Source organism: Allostella sp. (genome assembly GCF_041913585.1).
Taxonomy (GTDB): domain Bacteria; phylum Pseudomonadota; class Alphaproteobacteria; order ATCC43930; family Allostellaceae; genus Allostella.
The window spans coordinates 1-18,145 of record NZ_JAYSFE010000038.1 but is presented as its reverse complement, the minus strand read 5'-3'; the positions used below and the strand labels follow the sequence as shown (position 1 = coordinate 18,145).

16 protein-coding genes and 1 tRNA gene are annotated in these 18,145 nt (G+C 73.6%); 12 read left to right on the top strand and 5 right to left on the bottom strand.

The features are described from left to right. Positions 1-5: 5 nt before the first annotated feature. From ACE3Q3_RS09650 to ACE3Q3_RS09625, 6 genes are all read left to right on the top strand, one after another. Positions 6-821, top strand: coding sequence for an ABC transporter ATP-binding protein (locus ACE3Q3_RS09650; RefSeq protein WP_374445051.1), 816 nt, complete (start codon positions 6-8; stop codon positions 819-821). A gap of 4 nt (positions 822-825) precedes the next feature. Continuing rightward, entirely contained in the window at positions 826-1,650 is an 825-nt protein-coding gene (locus tag ACE3Q3_RS09645; protein ID WP_374445049.1) for an ABC transporter permease, read from the top strand. A gap of 2 nt (positions 1,651-1,652) precedes the next feature. Continuing rightward, a complete protein-coding gene (locus ACE3Q3_RS09640) occupies positions 1,653-3,287 on the top strand; it encodes a hydantoinase B/oxoprolinase family protein (RefSeq protein WP_374445047.1) in 1,635 nt (544 codons plus the stop codon). 60 nt (positions 3,288-3,347) lie between these two features. After that, positions 3,348-4,448, top strand: a complete 1,101-nt coding sequence (locus tag ACE3Q3_RS09635) for a patatin-like phospholipase family protein (RefSeq protein WP_374445045.1) — start codon at positions 3,348-3,350, stop codon at positions 4,446-4,448. 39 nt (positions 4,449-4,487) lie between these two features. Then, the gene (locus ACE3Q3_RS09630; protein ID WP_374445042.1) at positions 4,488-5,426 is read left to right on the top strand and encodes a threonine/serine dehydratase; all 939 of its coding nucleotides are present in this window, start codon (positions 4,488-4,490) and stop codon (positions 5,424-5,426) included. Between the two features lie 32 nt (positions 5,427-5,458). After that, positions 5,459-5,543, top strand: a tRNA-Leu gene (locus ACE3Q3_RS09625). On the opposite strand, the gene ACE3Q3_RS09620 is transcribed toward ACE3Q3_RS09625, so the two are convergent. Further along, complete coding sequence (locus ACE3Q3_RS09620; protein ID WP_374445040.1) at positions 5,544-6,956, bottom strand: PLP-dependent aminotransferase family protein; 1,413 nt, start codon at positions 6,954-6,956, stop codon at positions 5,544-5,546. 124 nt (positions 6,957-7,080) lie between these two features. Between ACE3Q3_RS09620 and ACE3Q3_RS09615 the strand changes: the two genes are divergently transcribed. Then, a complete protein-coding gene (locus ACE3Q3_RS09615) occupies positions 7,081-7,974 on the top strand; it encodes a DMT family transporter (protein ID WP_374445037.1) in 894 nt (297 codons plus the stop codon). Between the two features lie 9 nt (positions 7,975-7,983). Here the strand turns inward: ACE3Q3_RS09615 and ACE3Q3_RS09610 are convergent, their stop codons facing one another. Further along, a complete protein-coding gene (locus ACE3Q3_RS09610; RefSeq protein ID WP_374445034.1) occupies positions 7,984-9,156 on the bottom strand; it encodes a PLP-dependent aspartate aminotransferase family protein in 1,173 nt (390 codons plus the stop codon). After that, positions 9,153-11,195 (bottom strand): molybdopterin-dependent oxidoreductase, encoded by a 2,043-nt coding sequence (locus ACE3Q3_RS09605; protein WP_374445032.1) that lies wholly within the window; start codon positions 11,193-11,195, stop codon positions 9,153-9,155. The genes ACE3Q3_RS09610 and ACE3Q3_RS09605 overlap by 4 nt, the downstream gene beginning before the upstream one ends. 72 nt (positions 11,196-11,267) lie before the next feature. Between ACE3Q3_RS09605 and ACE3Q3_RS09600 the strand changes: the two genes are divergently transcribed. Continuing rightward, on the top strand, positions 11,268-11,765 hold the full coding sequence (locus tag ACE3Q3_RS09600; RefSeq protein ID WP_374445029.1) for a hypothetical protein: 498 nt from the start codon (positions 11,268-11,270) through the stop codon (positions 11,763-11,765). A 2-nt stretch (positions 11,766-11,767) separates the two neighbouring features. Here ACE3Q3_RS09600 and ACE3Q3_RS09595 read toward each other — a convergent pair whose 3' ends face one another. Continuing rightward, a complete protein-coding gene (locus ACE3Q3_RS09595) occupies positions 11,768-12,382 on the bottom strand; it encodes a 2-hydroxychromene-2-carboxylate isomerase (protein ID WP_374445026.1) in 615 nt (204 codons plus the stop codon). Positions 12,383-12,477: 95 nt separating this feature from the next. Between ACE3Q3_RS09595 and ACE3Q3_RS09590 the strand changes: the two genes are divergently transcribed. The 4 genes from ACE3Q3_RS09590 (at position 12,478) to ACE3Q3_RS09575 (ending at position 17,580) form a co-directional block, all read left to right on the top strand. Then, positions 12,478-13,569, top strand: a complete 1,092-nt coding sequence (locus ACE3Q3_RS09590; RefSeq protein ID WP_374445023.1) for a hypothetical protein — start codon at positions 12,478-12,480, stop codon at positions 13,567-13,569. A 346-nt stretch (positions 13,570-13,915) separates the two neighbouring features. Further along, positions 13,916-14,428 carry a cold shock domain-containing protein gene (locus ACE3Q3_RS09585; RefSeq protein WP_374445020.1) on the top strand — a complete coding sequence of 171 codons (513 nt, stop codon included), beginning with the start codon at positions 13,916-13,918 and terminating at the stop codon, positions 14,426-14,428. Between the two features lie 100 nt (positions 14,429-14,528). Beyond that, positions 14,529-16,988, top strand: coding sequence for an ATP-dependent helicase HrpB (gene hrpB, locus ACE3Q3_RS09580; RefSeq protein ID WP_374445018.1), 2,460 nt, complete (start codon positions 14,529-14,531; stop codon positions 16,986-16,988). Between the two features lie 52 nt (positions 16,989-17,040). Further along, positions 17,041-17,580 (top strand): hypothetical protein, encoded by a 540-nt coding sequence (locus ACE3Q3_RS09575; RefSeq protein ID WP_374445015.1) that lies wholly within the window; start codon positions 17,041-17,043, stop codon positions 17,578-17,580. Between the two features lie 10 nt (positions 17,581-17,590). On the opposite strand, the gene ACE3Q3_RS09570 is transcribed toward ACE3Q3_RS09575, so the two are convergent. Beyond that, positions 17,591-18,145: calcium-binding protein (locus ACE3Q3_RS09570; protein WP_374445013.1), on the bottom strand; the 555-nt coding region annotated here is incomplete at its 5' end.

Genomic DNA, 18,145 nt, shown 5'->3' with positions numbered 1-18,145 from the left:
CGCCGATGGCTGCCCCGGCGCTGGCGCTGCGCGACATCACCTGCCGCTTCCCGTCGCCGGACGGCCAGGGCACCTACACCGCGGTCGCCGACACGACGCTGGTCATCGAGCCCGGCCAGTTCGTGTCGGTGGTCGGGCCGACCGGCTGCGGCAAGTCGACCCTGCTCAACGTCGCGGCCGGCCTGCTGGCCCCGTCCGCCGGCAGGGTCGAGGTCTTCGGCGAGCCCATGGCGTTCGACGGCCAGGTCAACCGCCGGGCCGGCTACATGTTCCAGGCCGACGCGCTGATGCCGTGGCGCAACGCCATCGGCAACGTCGTCGCCGGCCTGGAATTCCGCGGCGTGCCGAAGCGCGAGGCGGTCGAGCGGGGCGAGGAATGGCTGCGCCGCGTCGGCCTCGCCGGCTTCGGCGACCGCTATCCGCACCAGCTTTCGGGCGGGATGCGCAAGCGTCTGGCACTCGCCCAGACGCTGATCCTCGACCCCGACATCCTGCTGATGGACGAACCCTTCTCCGCGCTCGACGTGCAGACCCGCCAGCTCATGGAGAACGAACTCCTGGCGCTGTGGGCGGCGGACCGCAAGACCGTGCTCTTCATCACCCACGACCTCGAGGAGGCGATCGCGCTCTCGGACCGGGTGGTCGCGCTCTCGGCCGGCCCCGGCACGCGCCCGATCGGCGATTTCCTGATCGACCTGCCGCGGCCGCGCGACGTCGCCGAAATCCGCTTGGCGCCGGGCTTCCTCGCCTTCCACCGCGACATCTGGAACGTCATGAAGGAAGAAGTCCTGAAGGCCTACGCCAAGCAGCGGGCGGCCTAGCGCCATGGCGACCCGTCCGCGCATCAGCCAGTTCCGCCTGCGCCTCTATCAGGTGCTGGTGCTCGCCTTCGTCCTCGTCGCCTGGCACGTCCTGACCAAGCCCGGCCTCCTGCCCAACTTCTACTTCGCGACCAGCAACCGCGCCGCCTTCTTCTTCGGCGAGCCGCTCAAGGTCGCGGCCCGCATCGTCGACTGGTTCGTCAGCGGCGAGATCTATGGCCATCTCTGGATCACGCTGGTCGAGACGGCGCTGGCGTTTGCCATCGGCTCCGTCTCCGGCCTGCTGATCGGCCTCTGGCTCGGCCTGTCGCCGACCGCCTCGGCCATCCTCGATCCCTACATCAAGGCTGCCAACTCGATGCCGCGCGTCGTGCTGGCGCCGATCTTCGCGGTCTGGTTCGGGCTCGGCATGTGGTCGAAGGTGGCGCTCGGCGTCACCCTCGTCTTCTTCATCGTCTTCTTCAACGTCTACCAGGGGGTGCGCGAGGTCAGCCCGAACATCCTCGCCAACGCCCGCATGCTGGGGGCGAACCGCCGCCAGCTCCTGTCGGCGATCTACCTGCCGAGCGCCATGAGCTGGGTCTTCGCCAGCCTGCACAACGCCGTCGGCCTCGCCTTCGTCGGCGCGGTGGTGGGCGAGTATCTGGGCTCCGCCCGCGGCGTCGGCTACCTCATCCTCCAGGCGGAGACGACGTTCGACATCAACACCGTCTTCGCCGGCATCGCCGTGCTGACCGCCTTCGCGCTGCTGCTCGACGCCGTCGTCGGCGTCGTCGAGCGCCGGCTGATGACCTGGCAGCCCCGCGCCGCCGAGACCGACCGGACGTGAGCATGGCGCCCGATCCCATCCGGCTGGAGATCATCCGCCACGCGCTGGTCGCGGCGGCGGAGGAGATGAGCGTCACCGTCTGGCGCACCAGCCGGTCGTCGGTCGTGCGGGAAATCCTCGACTACTCGACCTGCGTCTTCGACGCGAAGGGCCGCAGCGTCGCCCAGGCGGCGCGGATGCCGGTGCACCTCAACTCGATGCCGAGCTGCCTCGCCGACATCCTGGCCGGCCCGTTCCCGCTCGAAAGCTGGGAGGACGGCGACGTCGTCGTCACCAACGACCCCTACGCCGGCGGCCAGCACCTGCCCGATATCCAGACCTTCAAGCCGGTCTTCGAGGCCGGGCGGCTGGTCGCCATCGCCGGCATCCTCGTCCACCATCTCGACGTCGGCGGCGGCGCCCCCGGGAGCTACTACGCCCAGGCGACCGAAATCTTCCACGAGGGCTTCCGCATCCCGCCCCTGAAGCTGGTCGAGCGTGGCCGGCGCAACGAGGCGGTGATCCAGCTGCTGCTGCGCAACAGCCGCGAGCCCGAGAATGTCGGCGGCGACTTCGCCTCCCAGCTCGCCGCCCTCGACGTCGGCGTCGCCAACCTCCAGCGCCTCGCCCGGCGCTGGGGGGCGGACACGCTCCAGGCCGCGGCCGACGCCATCCTCGACCAGTCCGAGGCGGCGATGCGGCGCGCCATCGCCGCCATGCCCGACGGCTCGTGGAGCTTCACCGACCATGTCGACGACGACGGCATCGAGGACCGGCCGCTCGCGATCCGCGCCACCCTGACGGTCGCGGGCGACCGTATCGCGGTCGACCTCGCCGGCTCCAGCCCGCAGGCGGCGGGACCCGTCAACTGCACCCTCAACATGACGAGTTCGGCCGTCATCTGCGGCGTCATGATGGCGATCGGGGCCGACATCCCCGCCAATGCGGGATGCTACCGCCCGATCGCCATCTCGGCCCCGCCCGGCACGGTCGTCAACGCCCGGTCGCCGGCGCCCGTCGCCAACCGCATGGCGACCGGCCACCGCATCGTCAACACCGTCATGGGCGCCTTCGCCGCCGCCCTGCCGGGGCAGATCCCGGCCGCCTACTACGGCGTCAGCTATGCCTACGCGGTCGGGACGACGCGCGCAGACGGCCGTCGGCAGGTCTATTTCGACCTCGAATGCGGCGGCTGGGGCGGCCACCCCGACGCCGACGGGGCGTCCGCCTTCTCCTGCGGCTTCCACAATATCTCGAGCTCGCCGGTCGAGATGATCGAGGCCACATATCCGGTGCGCTTCCTGCGCTACGGCCTCGCCCCCGACACCGGCGGCGCCGGCTACCGCCGCGGCGGCACGGGCCTGGAGCGCAGCTTCGAGGTGACCGCACCGGAGGGTCGGCTCGCCGCCAATCTCGACCGCTTCAAGTTCGCCCCCTACGGCCTCGAAGGCGGCCGGCCCGGGGCCACCGGCCGGCTGGAGGTGCGCCGGGTCGGCGGCGCCTGGCAGCCCCTGCCCTCCAAGGTCGCGGGCCTGCCGCTGGCGGCGGGGGACGCCGTCCGCCTCGTCACCTCGGGCGGCGGCGGCTGGGGCGATCCCGCCCGCCGCGAGCCGGAGCGCATCGCCGACGACCTGGCGGACGGCTACGTCAGCCGCTGAAATCCGCTGACGCGGGAGCGGGCTTGCTGCAATGCAGCAAGCACCCTATGTCGGCAGGGCATGACCGACGACATCCCGGCCGCGCCGGCCGCCATTCCGGACGCTCTCCAGTCGATCCCGCAGCCGGGCGCCAAGCCGATCAACGTCGCGATCCAGGGCGGCGGCGCCCATGGCGCCTTTACCTGGGGCGTGCTCGACCGCCTGCTGGAGGACGGCCGCCTCGAAATCGAGGGCCTGTCCGGCACCAGCGCCGGCTCGATGAACGCCGTCGTCTACGCCTTCGGCAAGATGACGGGCGGCGCCGACGGGGCCCGCCGCCTGCTGGAGGAGTTCTGGCGCCAGGTCAGCCACGCCGGCAGCGTCTTCAGCCCGATCGGCGCCAGCGCCTGGGGGCACTGGTGGACCGGCTCCTGGAACCTCGACCAGGTTCCCGCCTACCGCGCCTTCGCCGCCATGACGGGGATGCTGTCGCCCTACGAGTTCAACCCGATGGGGTTCGACCCGCTGCGCGACATCGTCGGCCGCCTCGTCGATTTCGAGGCGCTGCGGCAGTGCCGGAACACCCGCCTCTTCGTCAGCGCCACCAACGTGCGGACCGGCCGGGTCCGCGTCTTCCGCGGCCAGGAGGTGACGCTCGACGCGGTGATGGCCTCGGCCTGCCTGCCCTTCCTCTCCAAGGCGGTGGAGATCGAGGGGGAGAGCTACTGGGACGGCGGCTATGTCGGCAACCCGTCGCTCTGGCCCTTCTTCTACTACACCCGGACCGAAGATCTGCTGGTCCTGCACGTCAACCCGATCGAGCGCGACACCGTCCCGCGCACGGCGCCCGAGATCGACAACCGCACCAACGAGATCACCTTCAACGCCTCGCTGATCGCCGAACTGCGCGCCATCCGCTTCGTCAAGCGGCTGGTCCGCGAGGACTGGCTGAAGGACGAGCACCGCCACCGGCTGCGCGACATCCGGATGCACGCGATCCGGGCCGACAAGGAGCTGATGGACCTCAGCGTCGCCAGCAAGTTCAACCCCGACTGGGCCTTCCTCTGCGACCTGCGCGACCGCGGCCGCCGGGCCGCCGGCGAGTGGCTCGACCGGCACTGGAATGCCGTCGGGCGGGCCGACACGGTCGATCTGGCGCGGGAGTATCTCGACCGCTATTGATGGCGGCCCGCCAAGCCGGCCCCACCCCGGAGTCTCCCGATGACCGTGACGCTGGACGATATCCGCCAGGCGCGCGCCCGCATTGCCGGCGCGCTGCGGCACACCCCCGTGGTCGAGGCGGCGCCCGCCCGCGAGCCGCTGCCCGGACGGGTGGCGCTCAAGCTCGAGTGCCTGCAGGTGACCGGCTCCTTCAAGCCGCGCGGCGCCACCAACGCGCTGCGGTCGCTCGATCCGGCGGCGGCGGCCCGCGGCCTGACGACGGCGTCGGGCGGCAACCACGGACTGGCCGTCGCCTATGTCGGCTGGCGGGCCGGGCTGCCGACGACGATCTTCCTGCCGGCCTCGGTACCGGCCGCCAAGGTCGCGAAGATCGAGCAGTGGGGCGCGGACGTTAGGGTCACCGGCCAGGTCTGGGACGAGAGCAACGAGGCGGCGCTCGCCCATGCCGCCAGGTCCGGCCAGGCCTACATCCACCCCTTCGCCGATCCGATGGTGATGGCCGGCCAGGGCACGCTCGGCCTGGAACTGCTGGAGCAGGTTCCGGACGCGGAGACGCTGCTGGTGGCGATCGGCGGCGGCGGTCTCGCCGCCGGGGTCGCAACGGCGGTCAAGGCGATCCGGCCCGGCGTGCGCGTGGTCGGCATCGAACCGGTGGGCGCGCCGACCCTGCGCGAGAGCCGGCGGGCGGGGCATCTCGTCACCCTGCCGGCGATCACCACCGAGGCCGGCACGCTGGCGCCCCGGCGTTCCGCGGAGGCCACCTTCGCCGCCATCCAGGCGCATGTCGACGACATCGTCCTGGTCGACGATCCGGCGATGCGGGCGGCCGCGCGCTGGCTCTGGTCCGAGCATGCGATCGCCGCCGAGATGTCCGGCGCCGCCGCCGTCGCCGCCCTCACGACCGGCGCCTACCGGCCGCGGCCCGACGAACGGGTCGCGGTCATCGTCTGCGGCGCCGGCACCGACGGCATCGCCTGACGCCGCCGGCCGGCGCTATCATCGTCGCCCATGGCCCCTTGGCGGAACTGGTAGACGCACGCGACTTAAAATCGCGAGCCCTCGGGCGTGCCGGTTCGACCCCGGCAGGGGCCACCATCAACCGGCATCGGCGGCGCCCTCCCGCCGCAGCGCCCGCTCCAGCGCCGCGAATACGCGCTCGTCGTCCATCTGGGCGACGTTGAAGCGCAGGAAGGGGGCGGCGGACTGGGAGACGCTGAAGACGTTGCCCGGCGCCAGGACGACGCCCTCCGCGAGGCAGCGGCGGGCGACGACGGCGGAATCGCGGTCGTCCGGCAGGCGGCACCAGAGATAGAAGCCGCCGCGCGGCACGATCGCCGGCACGATGCCGAGCGGCGCGAGGCGATCCGTCGCCCTCCGGCGCGCCTGCACCAGGCGCCGGCGGACCTCCTCCAGGTGCTTGCGGTAGAGGCCGCCCGACAGCACGGCGGCGATCGCCTCCGTCGCCAGCGGGCTCGGGCCGCCGAAGCTGGTGGCGATCTGGAGGTCGACCAGGCGCCGGATCCAGTCCGCCCGGGCCGCGACATAGCCGCAGCGCAGCGAGGCCGACAGCGTCTTGGAGAAGCTGCCGATCCGGAGGACCCGGTCGAGGCCGTCCAGGACCGCGAGACGGGGCGACGGGTCCGGCTCGAAATCGGCGAAGATGTCGTCCTCGACGATCGTCACGTCCCGGGCCGCAGCCGCGGTGAGCACGCGGTGGGCGGTGCTGGGCGAGAGGCTCGCCCCGGTCGGGTTGTGCAGCGCCGAGTTGGTGATGTAGAGGCGCGGCGCCTCCGCCGCCAGGACCCGCTCGAAACCGGCGATGTCGGGGCCGGTCGGCGTATGGGGCGCGCCGACGATGCGCACCTGGTGCGCCGCCAGCAGGGCGCGGAAATTGAAGTAGCAGGGGTCGTCGACCAGCACCGTGTCGCCCGGCCGCAGCAGCAGGCGGCAGACGAGGTCGATCGCCTGGGTTCCCGAACCGGTCAGCATGACCTGGTCCGGCGCCGCGGCGAGGCCCTCCTCGGCGAAGCGGGCCAGCAGCAGCCGGCGCAGCGCCGGCGCCCCCAGCGTGCCGCCATAGTCGGCGAGGACGGCGTCGCCGCCACGCGCCAGCGCCCGCAGGGCACGGCGGATCGCGCCGCCGGGCATCCAGTCCGCCGGCAGCCAGCCGCAGCCGGGCTTGAGGACGGTCGGATCGGCGTCGAGAGACTGGCGCGACACCCAGAACGGGTCGACGGCGCGGTCGCGCGGCGCCCCCATCTCCGCCACCGCCAGCGGCGGCAGGTTGGCCCCCGTCACATAGAAGCCGGAGCCGCGCCGGGCGCGGATCGTGCCTTCGGCCGCCAGACGGTCGTAGGCCTCGACGACCGTGGAGGGCGAAACCCCCATGGTCCGGGCAAAGCTGCGCACCGACGGCAGGCGGTCGCCCGGCGCCAGCGCGCGGGTGGCGATCCGCCGGCGCACGGCCAGCATGAGCGCGCTCGTCCGGGTCCCCTCGCCTGCCGCCATCGTCCGTCCCGCCTCTGTGTGGGAAAGCATACCAATACAGTCTGACGATATTGTATGCATCCGTCCGTTCCGATCGGCGCCCGGGGCTGCTATCCGGCGACGCTCACGGAAGCGAGGGCGCGGCATGGAACGGACGATGGTCGGCTGGGGCAACGGGCTGCTCGGCGTCGTCATCTTCAGCGGCTCGCTGCCGGCGACGCGCGTCGCCGTCGCCGATTTCTCGCCGCTGTTCCTGACCTCGGCACGCGCCGTGATCGCCGCGCTGCTCGGCGCGGCCCTGCTCTTCGGCCTGCGACAGGCACGCCCGGCGCGCGGCGACCTCCTCCCCCTCGCCATCGTCGCGCTCGGCGTCGTCGTCGGCTTCCCGCTGCTGACGGCGCTCGCGCTGCGCCACATCACGGCGGCGCACTCGGTCGTCTTCATCGGCCTGCTGCCGGTCGCCACCGCCGTCTTCGCAGTCGTCCGCGGCGGCGAGCGGCCGCGGCCCGCCTTCTGGCTGTTCTCGCTGCTCGGCTCGGCCGCGGTCGCCGGCTTCGCCCTGTCGCAGGGGGGCGGCGGGTCGCTCGCCGGCGACCTGCTGATGCTGGCCGCCATCGTCGCCTGCGGACTGGGCTATGCCGAGGGCGCACATCTGTCGCGCCGGCTCGGCGGCTGGCAGGTCATTTCCTGGGCCCTGCTGCTGTCGCTGCCGGCGATGGCGGCCATGGGCGTCTGGACCCTGCCCGGCACCTGGAGCGGCGTCGGCATGCCGGCCTGGATCGGCCTCGCCTACGTCTCCGTCTTCAGCATGCTGGTCGGCTTCGTCTTCTGGTATCGCGGCCTGGCGCAGGGCGGCATCGCCGGCGTCGGGCAGTTGCAGCTCCTCCAGCCTTTCCTCGGCCTGCTGCTGGCCGGCCTGCTGCTGCAGGAGCCGGTGCCGGGAACGATGGTCCTCGCCACCGCCTGGGTCGTCCTCTGCGTCGCCGGCGCCCGGCGCTTCTCTGGCGGGGCGATGGCAAGGATTGCCAAGCCGCGGTAGGTTTCCCGCTCACGCGTTTGCCGCCCGCAGCGCGCGGTCCAGGTCGGCGTAGAGGTCGTCCACGTCCTCGATGCCGGTCGAGAGGCGCAGCAGGTCCGTCGGGCAGGGCGAGCCCTCGCCCTCGATCGAGGCGCGGTGCTCGATCAGGCTCTCGACGCCGCCCAGCGAGGTCGCCCGCTTCCACAGCTCGACCCGCGCGGCGGCGTCGATCGCGGCCCGCTCGCCGCCATGGACGCGGATGCTGAGCATGCCGCCGAAGCCGCCCGCCATCTGCTTCTTCGCCACCGCATGGCCGGGGTGCGTCGGCAGGCCCGGATAGAGCACCTCGGCGACCCGCGGATGGCCGGCGAAGCGTTCGGCCAGCGTCGCGGCGGAGGCGCAGGCGGCGGCGACGCGCAGCGGCATGGTGCGCATGCCGCGGATCAGCAGGAACGCCTCCAGCGGCCCCAGGATCTGGCCCAGCGTCGTGCGGTTGCGGCGGATGCGCTCCCACAAGGGACCCGGCGCGGCCGTCGCCAGGGCACCGGCGACGACGTCGGAATGGCCGTTCATGTACTTGGTCGCCGAGTGCATGACGATGTCGGCGCCATGCTCCAGCGGCCGGGTCAGAACCGGGCTGGCGCAGGTCGAATCGACGGCGAGCGCGGCGCCGGCCCGGTGCGCGATCGCCGCCGCGCCGGCGATGTCGGTCAGCGACCACATCGGGTTCGACGGCGTCTCGGTCCACACCAGCTTCGTCTCGCCCGGGCGGACGGCGGCGGCGAGCGCGTCGAGGTCGGCGGTGTCGACCAGCTCGACCCGGAGGCCCCAGCCGGTCGCCTCCGCCATCAGCCAGCGGCGCAGCGACCAGTACATGACCTTGGGCGCGATGACGTGGTCCCCCGGCGCCAGCGCCAGAAAGACCGCCGTCGCCGCCGAGGTGCCGGAGCCGGTGACGATCGCGTCGGCCGCACCCTCCATCGCGGCGACCAGCGCCTCGGCTTCGCGCACGGTCGCGTTGTCCGGCCGGCCGTAGATGAAGCCGCTGCGATACTGGTTGTCCGGGTCGCGGATATAGGTCGTGGCGAGGTGGATCGGCGGCACCACGCCGCGGGTCTCGGGATCGATGTGCCCCAGCGCCTGGGCGACCCGGGTGCGCATCGCCCAGCCGCGGCCGGAGGACGGGGAAGAACGATCGGTCATGCAGCAGCTCCGGCGCGGGACACGGTGACCTCGACGCCGTGGAGCGCGGTGCTGCGCCCCATGTCGGCGACGAGACCGGGGTTGAGCACATTGACGTTGGCGCCGCCGTCGAGCCAGCGCGACTTGTCGGCGAGGGCGACGCCCCGCGGCACGATCGGGGCGACCGCCAGATCGAGCGCGAGGCTGCCCGTGCGGTTGCGGAGGACGACCCGGTCGCCGGCCGCGAGACCGCGCTCGGCCGCATCGTCCGGGTGCAGCACCACCGCCGCCGGCCCGAGCTTGCCGAGGATCCCCGGGTCGTTGCCGTAGCTCGAATTCATCAGCCAGCGCGAGGCCGGCGTCAGCAGCCGCAGGCGCCCGCCCGCCGGCCGCGGATCGGCGGCGGCACTCGGCAGCCGGCCGTGCCCCGCCGCTTCCGCGGCCGCGCTCGCGATCTCGATCCGGCCGCTCGGCGTCGGAAAGCGCCCGTCGGCGAAATAGACGGCCGCTTCCCGTCCGACCGGCATGGTGCCGACCGCGGCCAGGTCCTCGAAGGACGTGCCGGGCAGCGCCAGCGCGAGCTGGCGGTCGATCATCGCACGGTCGCTCTCCTGGAGCTCGGGTTCGTCGTAGCCCATGGCCCGGGCGAGACGCCGGAAGATCTCGGCGTTGGGCAGGCTCTCGCCCATCGGCTCGGCCGCCTTGGCCTGGGCGCCGAGCGAGATGTGGAAGTAGGAGCCGGCGAGGTCGTCGAACTCGAGGAACGTCGCGGCCGGCAGCACCCAGTCGGCATAGCGTGCGGTATCGGTCGCGAACGGGTCGACGACGACGGTGAACAGGTCCTCGCGCGACAGCGCCGCCAGCAGCGCCGTCTGGTTCGGCGCCGAGGCGGCGACGTTCATGTTCCAGCAGAAGAACGCCTGCGCCCGCGCCGGGTCGGCCAGATGCGCGGCGAGTTCCATGTGCCCGATGGTCCGCGCCGGTCCGCGCCGCAGGTGGGCGCCGGAGATCGCCCCCAGGTCCATGCCGCGGGTGGCGCCCTTGCCGTTGAGATAGTAGACGCCGGCCCCGGGCTTGCCGAGATTGCCGGTGACGGCCGGCAGCAGCGCCACCGCGCGGACGATGTTGCCGCCCTGGGGCTGGCGCTGCAGCCCCTGCCCGATCCACAGCAGGGACGGGCCGGCGCCGTAGATCCGCGCCGCCGCGACGATGTCGGCCGCCGGCACGCCGGTCTGGGCCTCGCCCCATTCGGGCGTGCAGGCGGCCAGTTGCGGCGCCAGTTCGTCCCAGCCGACGGCATGGGCGGCGAGATAGGCCTGGTCGACCAGCCCCTCGCGCCGCAGGACGTGCATCATCGCGAAGGCGAGCGCGGCGTCGCTGCCGGGAAACGGCTGCAGGTGGAGATCGGCCGCGCGCGCCGTGTCGTGGCGCACCGGGTCGACGACGATCTTCCGGCCCGGCGCCTCGGGCAGCCAGTAGCGGTGGGCGTGCGGCGCCGAGGCCGAGGGGTTGCAGCCCCAGACCAGGATCGCCGCGGCGTCCCGGGCGGTGCGCGGGTCGAAGCCCTTGACCGCCGTGCCGTAGACATATTCGAGGGCGGCGTAGCCGGCGTTGTTGCACACCGTGTCCGGCTCGACCTCGGTCGCGCCGAGCCGGTGGAAGAAGCGGTTGGGAAAGCCGTTGGCGACGACCGAGCAGGTACCGGTGTAATGGGCATGGACGACCGTTTCCGCCCCCGGCCCCGCCACCACCTGCCGGAGGCGGTGGGAGATGGCCGCCAGCGCCTCGTCCCAGGTGGCGGGCTCGAAGCGGCCGGCGCCCTTGGGCCCGCTCCGCCGCAGCGGGCGCAGGACCCGCCGTTGCGGATCGAGCCAGACGCCGTTGTAGGCGATGGCGCACTTGCCGCAGAGCCCGCCGCGACTGACCGGATGCGCAGGGTCGCCCAGCACCCGGGCGATGCGCCCGTCCCGCCGATGCACGACGATGCCGCAGCCGTCGTAGCAGTCGCGGGGGCAGGTGGTGCGGACGATATCCTTGTCGGTCGCAGGCGGCTCGGTCACGGCTCGGGTACTCCGGCAGGGCGGACGCCGGCGATGCTAGCATGTGCCGCCGCAACCGGACGGAACCGATCGATGCCGACGCCGCCTCCCCAGGACCTCGCCGCCCTCGCCCGCCGTCTCGACCGCCTGGAACGGCGGATCGGTCGCTGGCGCGCCCTGGCCGCGGCCGGCCTCCTCGCCGGGGCCGCCGGCGCGATCGCCGCCCTCTCGGGCAGCGCCGCGGCCGGCCGGTCCGGCCCGGCGGAACTGGAACTGCGCCGCCTGACGATCGTCGATGGGCGCGGCCAGGCGCGCATCCTGCTCACCACCGAAGGCGAGGACGGCTTCATCGGCCTGACCGATGCCGCGGGTGCCACCCGCGCCGTCGTCCAGGCCCATTCCGGGGGCGCCCGCATCGTCCTCGGCGACGGCCGCCCGCGGCTGGTGCTGGCGGCCGATTCCGAGACCGTGCTGGCGACGATGAACGGGCCCGGGGGCACCGCCCGCGCCGTGCTCGGCATCGCCGCCGGCGGCCGGGAGACGCTTCTCCTGGCGCGTCCCGACGGCGCCGCCAGCGCGGCGCTGCCGTGACCCTATCGCGGCAGCCGGACCTCCGGGCGCAGCGCCCAGTCGATCGCCTGCTCCAGCCGATCGTTGCCCCAGAAGACTTCGCCCGCGGCGACGAAGCTCGGCGCGCCGAAGATGCCCTTGGCCATCGCCTCCTCGACCGTCGCCGCCAGCCGGGCCTTGTGGGCAGGCTGGGTGGCGCGGGCGACGATGGCATCGGCCGGCAGGCCCATCGCGTCGAGGATGGCGGCGATGGTGACCGGATCGGCGATGTCGCGGTCCTCGACGAAGCTCGCATGGTAGACCGCGCGGGAGAACGGCGCCGCCCAGCCCTCGTCCGCGCCCAGCAGGGCGACCCGGGCGCCGAGCAGGCTCGAGCGCGGATAGTGGCGCGGCCAGACGAGGGGAAATCCGTACCGCACCGCCCAGCGCTCGACGTCGCGGCGCCGATAGGCGGCCTCGGCCGGCGCCGGTTCCTGGAACGGCGAGGCATGGCCGGGCCGGCGCTGGAAGATCGGGCCGAGCAGCAGCGGCCGCCAGCGGACACGCAGTGGGCGGGCGGCCAGCAGGCCCTCGATGCGCGCCGCGGCAAGATAGGCATAGGGGCTGGCGAACTCGTACCAGAACTCGATTTCGGACATCGGCCGGGCCTCCTGCACACGCATCGGACGTGCCATGCCCCGCGCACGCCCCGGGCGTGCTATGCCATGATTCGCCATCCCGCTGGGGCTGCCCCATGCGTCCGTCGCGCCGCCGCGCCCGATTTCTCCTGCTGCTCGCCGCCATGACCTTCGCCGGTTCCGACATCGCCGCCCAGGAGCGCGCCGGCCGCGGGCCCGGGCAACGGGCCCCGGTCGCCCGCGTCGGCGACCAGTCGGTGCCGTTCCCGGCCGGAGACCGGCGGCTGCGGCTGCCGGTCTTCGCCGACGGCGACATCGCCGGCGCCGGCGACGTCGAGCGGGTCGTCGTCGTCCTCCACGGCACGCTGCGCAATGCCGACACCTATCTCGACGGCATGGTGGCGGCGGTCGGCGAGGCGGCACCGGCCGGGCGCACGCTCGTCATCGCGCCGCAGTTCCTGGCCGAGCCCGACGGCGCCGCCGCGGCGGGCGGCCACCGCCTCGCCGACGACCTGCCGCTGTGGACACTGGAAGGCTGGAAGGAGGGCGCCGGCGCGGTGGCGCCGGCCGGGCTCGATCCGGCGGCCGCCAGTTCCTTCGCCGCCCTCGACGCGCTGCTCCGGCACCTGGCCGACCGCGGCCGCTTTCCGGCGCTGCGCCGCGTGATCGTCGCCGGCCATTCGGCCGGCGGCCAGGTCCTCGCGCGCTACGCCGCCGCCGGCCGCGGCGACGACGCGCTCGCCGCGGCCGGGATCGCCGTCCGATGGGTCGTCGCCAACCCCTCCTCCTATCTCTATTTCGACCGCCGCCGCCCGGCCGCGGACGGCGGCGGCTTCGCCGAGCCGGCGCCCGGCTGCGCCGGCTTCGACCGCTACAAGTATGGGCTGGAGCAGCCGGTCCCCTATCTCGACGGCGTGCCGCCGGACCGGCTCCTCGCGCGCTTCCTGGCGCGCGACGTCGTCTGGCTGCTCGGCGGGTCGGACGACGATCCGCGGCACCGCTTCCTCGACCGCACCTGCGCCGCCCGGCTCCAGGGCCCGCACCGCCTCGGACGCGGCCAGGCCTACTTCGCCTATCTCGGTCTCCTGGCCCGACCGGCGACGGTCGGGCACCGGCTGGCCGTGGTGCCGGGGGTCGGCCACGACAACCGCGCGATGTTCGGCTCACCGGTCGGGCGACAGGCCCTGTTCGGCGATCCGCCGCGTTGAATTGACGGGTAGATCGACTCGGAATCGTCGCCGATGCGGCTATTCGACCTGTTCAATTCGTGTTATGTTTTGTGAACAGTGACTGCCGAAAGACGTATCTGGCCCGCAGTGAGTTCGCAGAGCTGCCATATCCTGTGCAGTCGATGCGTGGATGCGCGACCGGTAGAGCCCTGTTGATGACGATCCCGACTTTGGACCCGAGCACATGAGCAACAAACCCTACGGCCGAGGCGATCGCACGCGTCGCGGCTTCCCCGACGACAACTACTATCCGGCGCCGCGTTCCCCCTACCCGTCCGCGGCACCGCGTTTCCCCTCGTCGTCGGCGGCGATGGGTGGTCCGACCGTGACCGTGGACGCCTCGGTGAAGTGGTTCAACCCCACCAAGGGCTTCGGCTTCGTCACCCCGGTGGACGGGTCGGGCGACGCGTTCCTGCACGTCTCGGTGGTCGAAGGCGCGGGTCTCACCGAGATCGCCGAAGGCACGACCATCCGCTGCGAGATCGGCACCGGCCAGAAGGGTCGCCAGGTCGCCCGCATCCTGTCGGTCGATTCGAGCACGGCCGCCGCGCCGCGCCCGCGCGCCCCGATGGGCGGCGGCGGCGGTGCCCGGCCGCCGCGCCCCGAGCGCGACGCCCCCATGGGCGACCCGACCGAGATGGAAGGGACCGTGAAGTGGTACTCCGTCGAGAAGGGCTTCGGCTTCGTCGCCGCGCCCGACGGCGGCAAGGACATCTTCGTCCATTCCAACACCCTGAAGCGCTCGCACATCGCGACCCTGGAGCCGGAGCAGGCGGTCCGCATGACCGTGGTCCCGACCCAGAAGGGCCGCGAGGCGACCTCGGTCGAGATCGTCTGAGCCACGGTCGGCGCGGCCCCGCGCGTGGGGCCGCCGACCAGTCCTGCCGAGCCGCCGCTGCGTCCGCAGCGGCGGTTTTCTTTTGCCCCGCCGCCTGCCGATGACCGACCTCCCCATCCATGCCGTGATCCCGGCGATCGCGGACGCGCTGGCGCGAAACCGCCCGGTCGTCCTGCGCGCCCCGCCCGGCGCCGGCAAGACGACCGCAGTGCCGCCGGCACTGCTCGACGCCGCGTGGCGCGGCGACGGCCGCATCCTGATGCTGGAACCGCGCCGCCTCGCCGCCCGCTCCGCCGCCGCGCGCATCGCCGCCAACCGCGGCGAGATGCCGGGCGGCCTCGTCGGCTACCGCGTCCGGCTCGACAGCCGGGTCGGCCCGGCGACCCGCATCGAGGTCGTCACCGAAGGCATCTTCCTGCGCCGCATCCAGTCGGACCCGGAGCTGGACGGCGTCGCCGCCGTGCTGTTCGACGAGTTCCACGAGCGCAGCGTCGATGCCGATCTGGCGCTGGCGCTGGCGCTGGAATCGCGGGCCGCACTCCGCCCCGACCTCCGCCTCGTCGTCATGTCGGCGACCCTCGACTCCGCGCCGTTGCTGGCCCTGATCCCCGACGCCGAGGCGATCGCCGCCGAGGGTCGCATGTTCCCGGTCGAAGTCCGTCACGCGGAGCGCCCCGGCGAGGGCCCGGTCGAGCTGCGCGCCGCCGACGCCGCCCGCCGCGCCCTGGCGCAGCGGCCGGGCGACGTGCTCGTCTTCCTGCCCGGCATGGCCGAGATCCGGCGGGCCGAACGCCGCCTGGCCGAGACGCTGGCCGATCCCGGCGTCGATGTCATGGCGCTGCATGGCGACCTCGCGCCGGCGGATCAGGACCGTGCGATCGCGCCGGCGCCGCCCGGGCGGCGCAAGATCGTGCTCGCCACCGCCATCGCGGAAACCAGCCTGACCATCGAGGGCGTCCGCACGGTCGTCGATTCCGGGCAGCGGCGGGCGCCCCGGTTCGACCCCCGCACCGGCATGACGCGGCTCGTCACCGTACCGGTCTCGGTGGCGGCCGCCGAGCAGCGCCGCGGCCGCGCGGGGCGCGTCGCCCCCGGCGTCTGCGAGCGGCTGTGGACCGAGGCCGAGCACCGCGCGCTCGCCGCCTTCGACCCGCCGGAGATCCGCTCGGCCGACCTGGCGCCGCTGGCGCTCGAGCTCGCCGTCTGGGGCGTGCGCGACCCGGCGACACTGGCCTGGCTCGACCCGCCGCCCGCCGCCGCGCTGGAACAGGCGATGGGCCTGCTGCGGCGCCTCGACGCCGTCGACGCCGAGGGGCGGCCGACCGCCACCGGCCGGCGCATGGCACGGATCGGCGTCCACCCCCGCCTCGCCCGCATGATCGCCGGTGCGCCCGATCCGGGCGACGCCTGGCTCGCCTGCCGCATCGCGGCCCTCCTCGCCGAGCGCGATCCGCTCGCCGGCCGCGGCGACGCCGACCTGCGCAGCCGCCTCCAGGCGGGCCATCGCGGCCCCTTCGCGCGCGCCCATGCCCTCGCCCGCGACCTCGCGCGGGCCGCCGGGGCGCGACCGACCGAGGACGCCGCGACGGCGACCGCAGGCGCGCTGCTGGCGCTGGCCTATCCCGACCGGGTCGCCCGCCGCAGCGACCCGCGCGGCCTCTACCGCATGACGGGCGGCGGCGCCGCCGTCCTGCCCGAGGGCGACCCGCTCCTGGTCGAGGAGTGGCTGGCGATCGCCGCCCTCGACGGCGACCGGCAGCGTGCCCGCATCTTCCTCGCCGCCCCGCTGACCCTGGCCGAGATCACGGACCGGTTCGCCGATCGGATCGAGAGCGTCGACCGGATCGAATGGGACAGCCGCAGCCGCAGCGTCGCGGCGCGGCGCGAGCGACGGCTCGACCGGCTGGTGCTGGAGGACGCCCCCCTGCCCCGCGCCGATCCGGAGGCGCTCGCGGCGGCCATGCTGGCCGGCATCCGCGAACTCGGGCTCGACGCGCTGCCGTGGACGCCGGAAGCGCGCCAGCTCCGGTCCCGCGTCGGCCTGATGCGCCGGGTCGAGGGCGCCGCCAACTGGCCCGACCTGTCGGACCAGGCGCTCCTCGACGGCCTCGAATCCTGGCTTGCGCCGCATCTCGACCGGGCAACGCAGCCGGCCCACCTCGCCCGGCTCGATCTTGCCCGGTTGCTGACCGACCTCCTCGGCCGGACGGCCGCGCGGCGCCTCGACGCCGAGGCCCCGACCCATCTGACGGTCCCCTCGGGCTCGCGCATCCCGCTGGAGTACGGCCAGGGCGAGCAGCCGGTGCTGGCGGTGCGACTGCAGGAGATGTTTGGGCTGCGAGCGACGCCGACGGTCGCCGACGGCCGGGTTCCCGTGCTGGTCCACCTCCTGTCCCCCGCGGGGCGGCCGGTGCAGGTCACCCAGGACCTGGCGGGCTTCTGGGACCGCGGCTACCGCGAGGTGCGCGCCGACCTGCGCGGCCGCTATCCCCGCCACCATTGGCCCGAGGACCCGCGCGAGGCGCTGCCGACCCGTCGGGCGAAGCCGCGGGGGACATGACCGCCGCCGCCGGATAGACTGGGGGTGGGGGCAGTGGAAACGGGAGGCTGGGATGTGGATCGACGGGCGCCGCCCGATCGCGACCGCCCTGCTGGTCGGAATGCTGTGGACGCCCGGAACCCAGGCTCTGGCCCAGGCCCAGACGGTGGCCGAGCCTGCGCCGCCGAGCGAGGTCGAGCGCATCGCCCGGCGCACCGCCACCTATCAGGTCGTGTCGTCCTTCAACGACTTCGTCTATGGCGCGCTGTTCGCGGGCGGGATCGCGGCCGGCGGGGTCCTTGCCGTCGCCTCGCTGGTGACCGAGCCGATCCTGCACTTCCTGCACGAGACCGCGTGGGGCAGGGTATCGCCACCCGCCGATCGCGGCGAGGCACTGCAGCGGGTGCCGATCAAGTCGGCGACCTATACGCTCGCCAACTCGGGCCGGGTCTTCGCCTCGGCATGGCTGATCTCCGGCAACCCGGTCGTCGCCGCCGGCATGGTCGCCTTCAATGCCGTCGCCGACGCCACCGTCTATGCCGTCAACGACGCTGCCTGGGCGCACTTCACGGCGGCGGACGCCCCCGTCCCTGGCGGGGCGGGAGCGCCCTGAGCGGCCGTCCTCAGCCGAAGATGAAGTCGTTCGGCTGCAGCATCATCTTCGAGACGCCGTCGAGGATCAGCCGGTTGCCGCCGCCGAGGTCGATCACCGCGTCGCCGTTCTGGTCGACCGTGTGGGCCACCAGGGTCGCGAAATTGGTGATGCCCGAGCCGTTCACGTTGGCCGGAAGACGGATCGTGTCGCCGCCGACGACGTCGAAGTCGCCGATCACGTCGACGCCGCCGCCGGCCGCGATCTGGAAGCGGTCGGCGCCGAAGCCGCCCCACATCGTGTCGTTGCCGAGATCGCCGTTGATGACGTCGTTCCCGCTGCCGCCATAGAGCTGGTCCTGGTCGGGACCGCCATGGATGGTGTCGTCGCCGTCCTCGCCGAAGACGAGATCGTCGCCGCGGTTGCCGTTGAGGTGGAGGTCGCTGCCCGAGCCGCCATAGACGGTGTCGTTGTCCTGGCCGCCGCGCACGATGTCCCGCCCGCCGTCGCCGTAGAGCAGGTCGCGGCCCTGGTTGCCGTTCATGTCGTCGTCGCCGCCCCAGCCGCCCAGCGTGTCGTTGCCGCC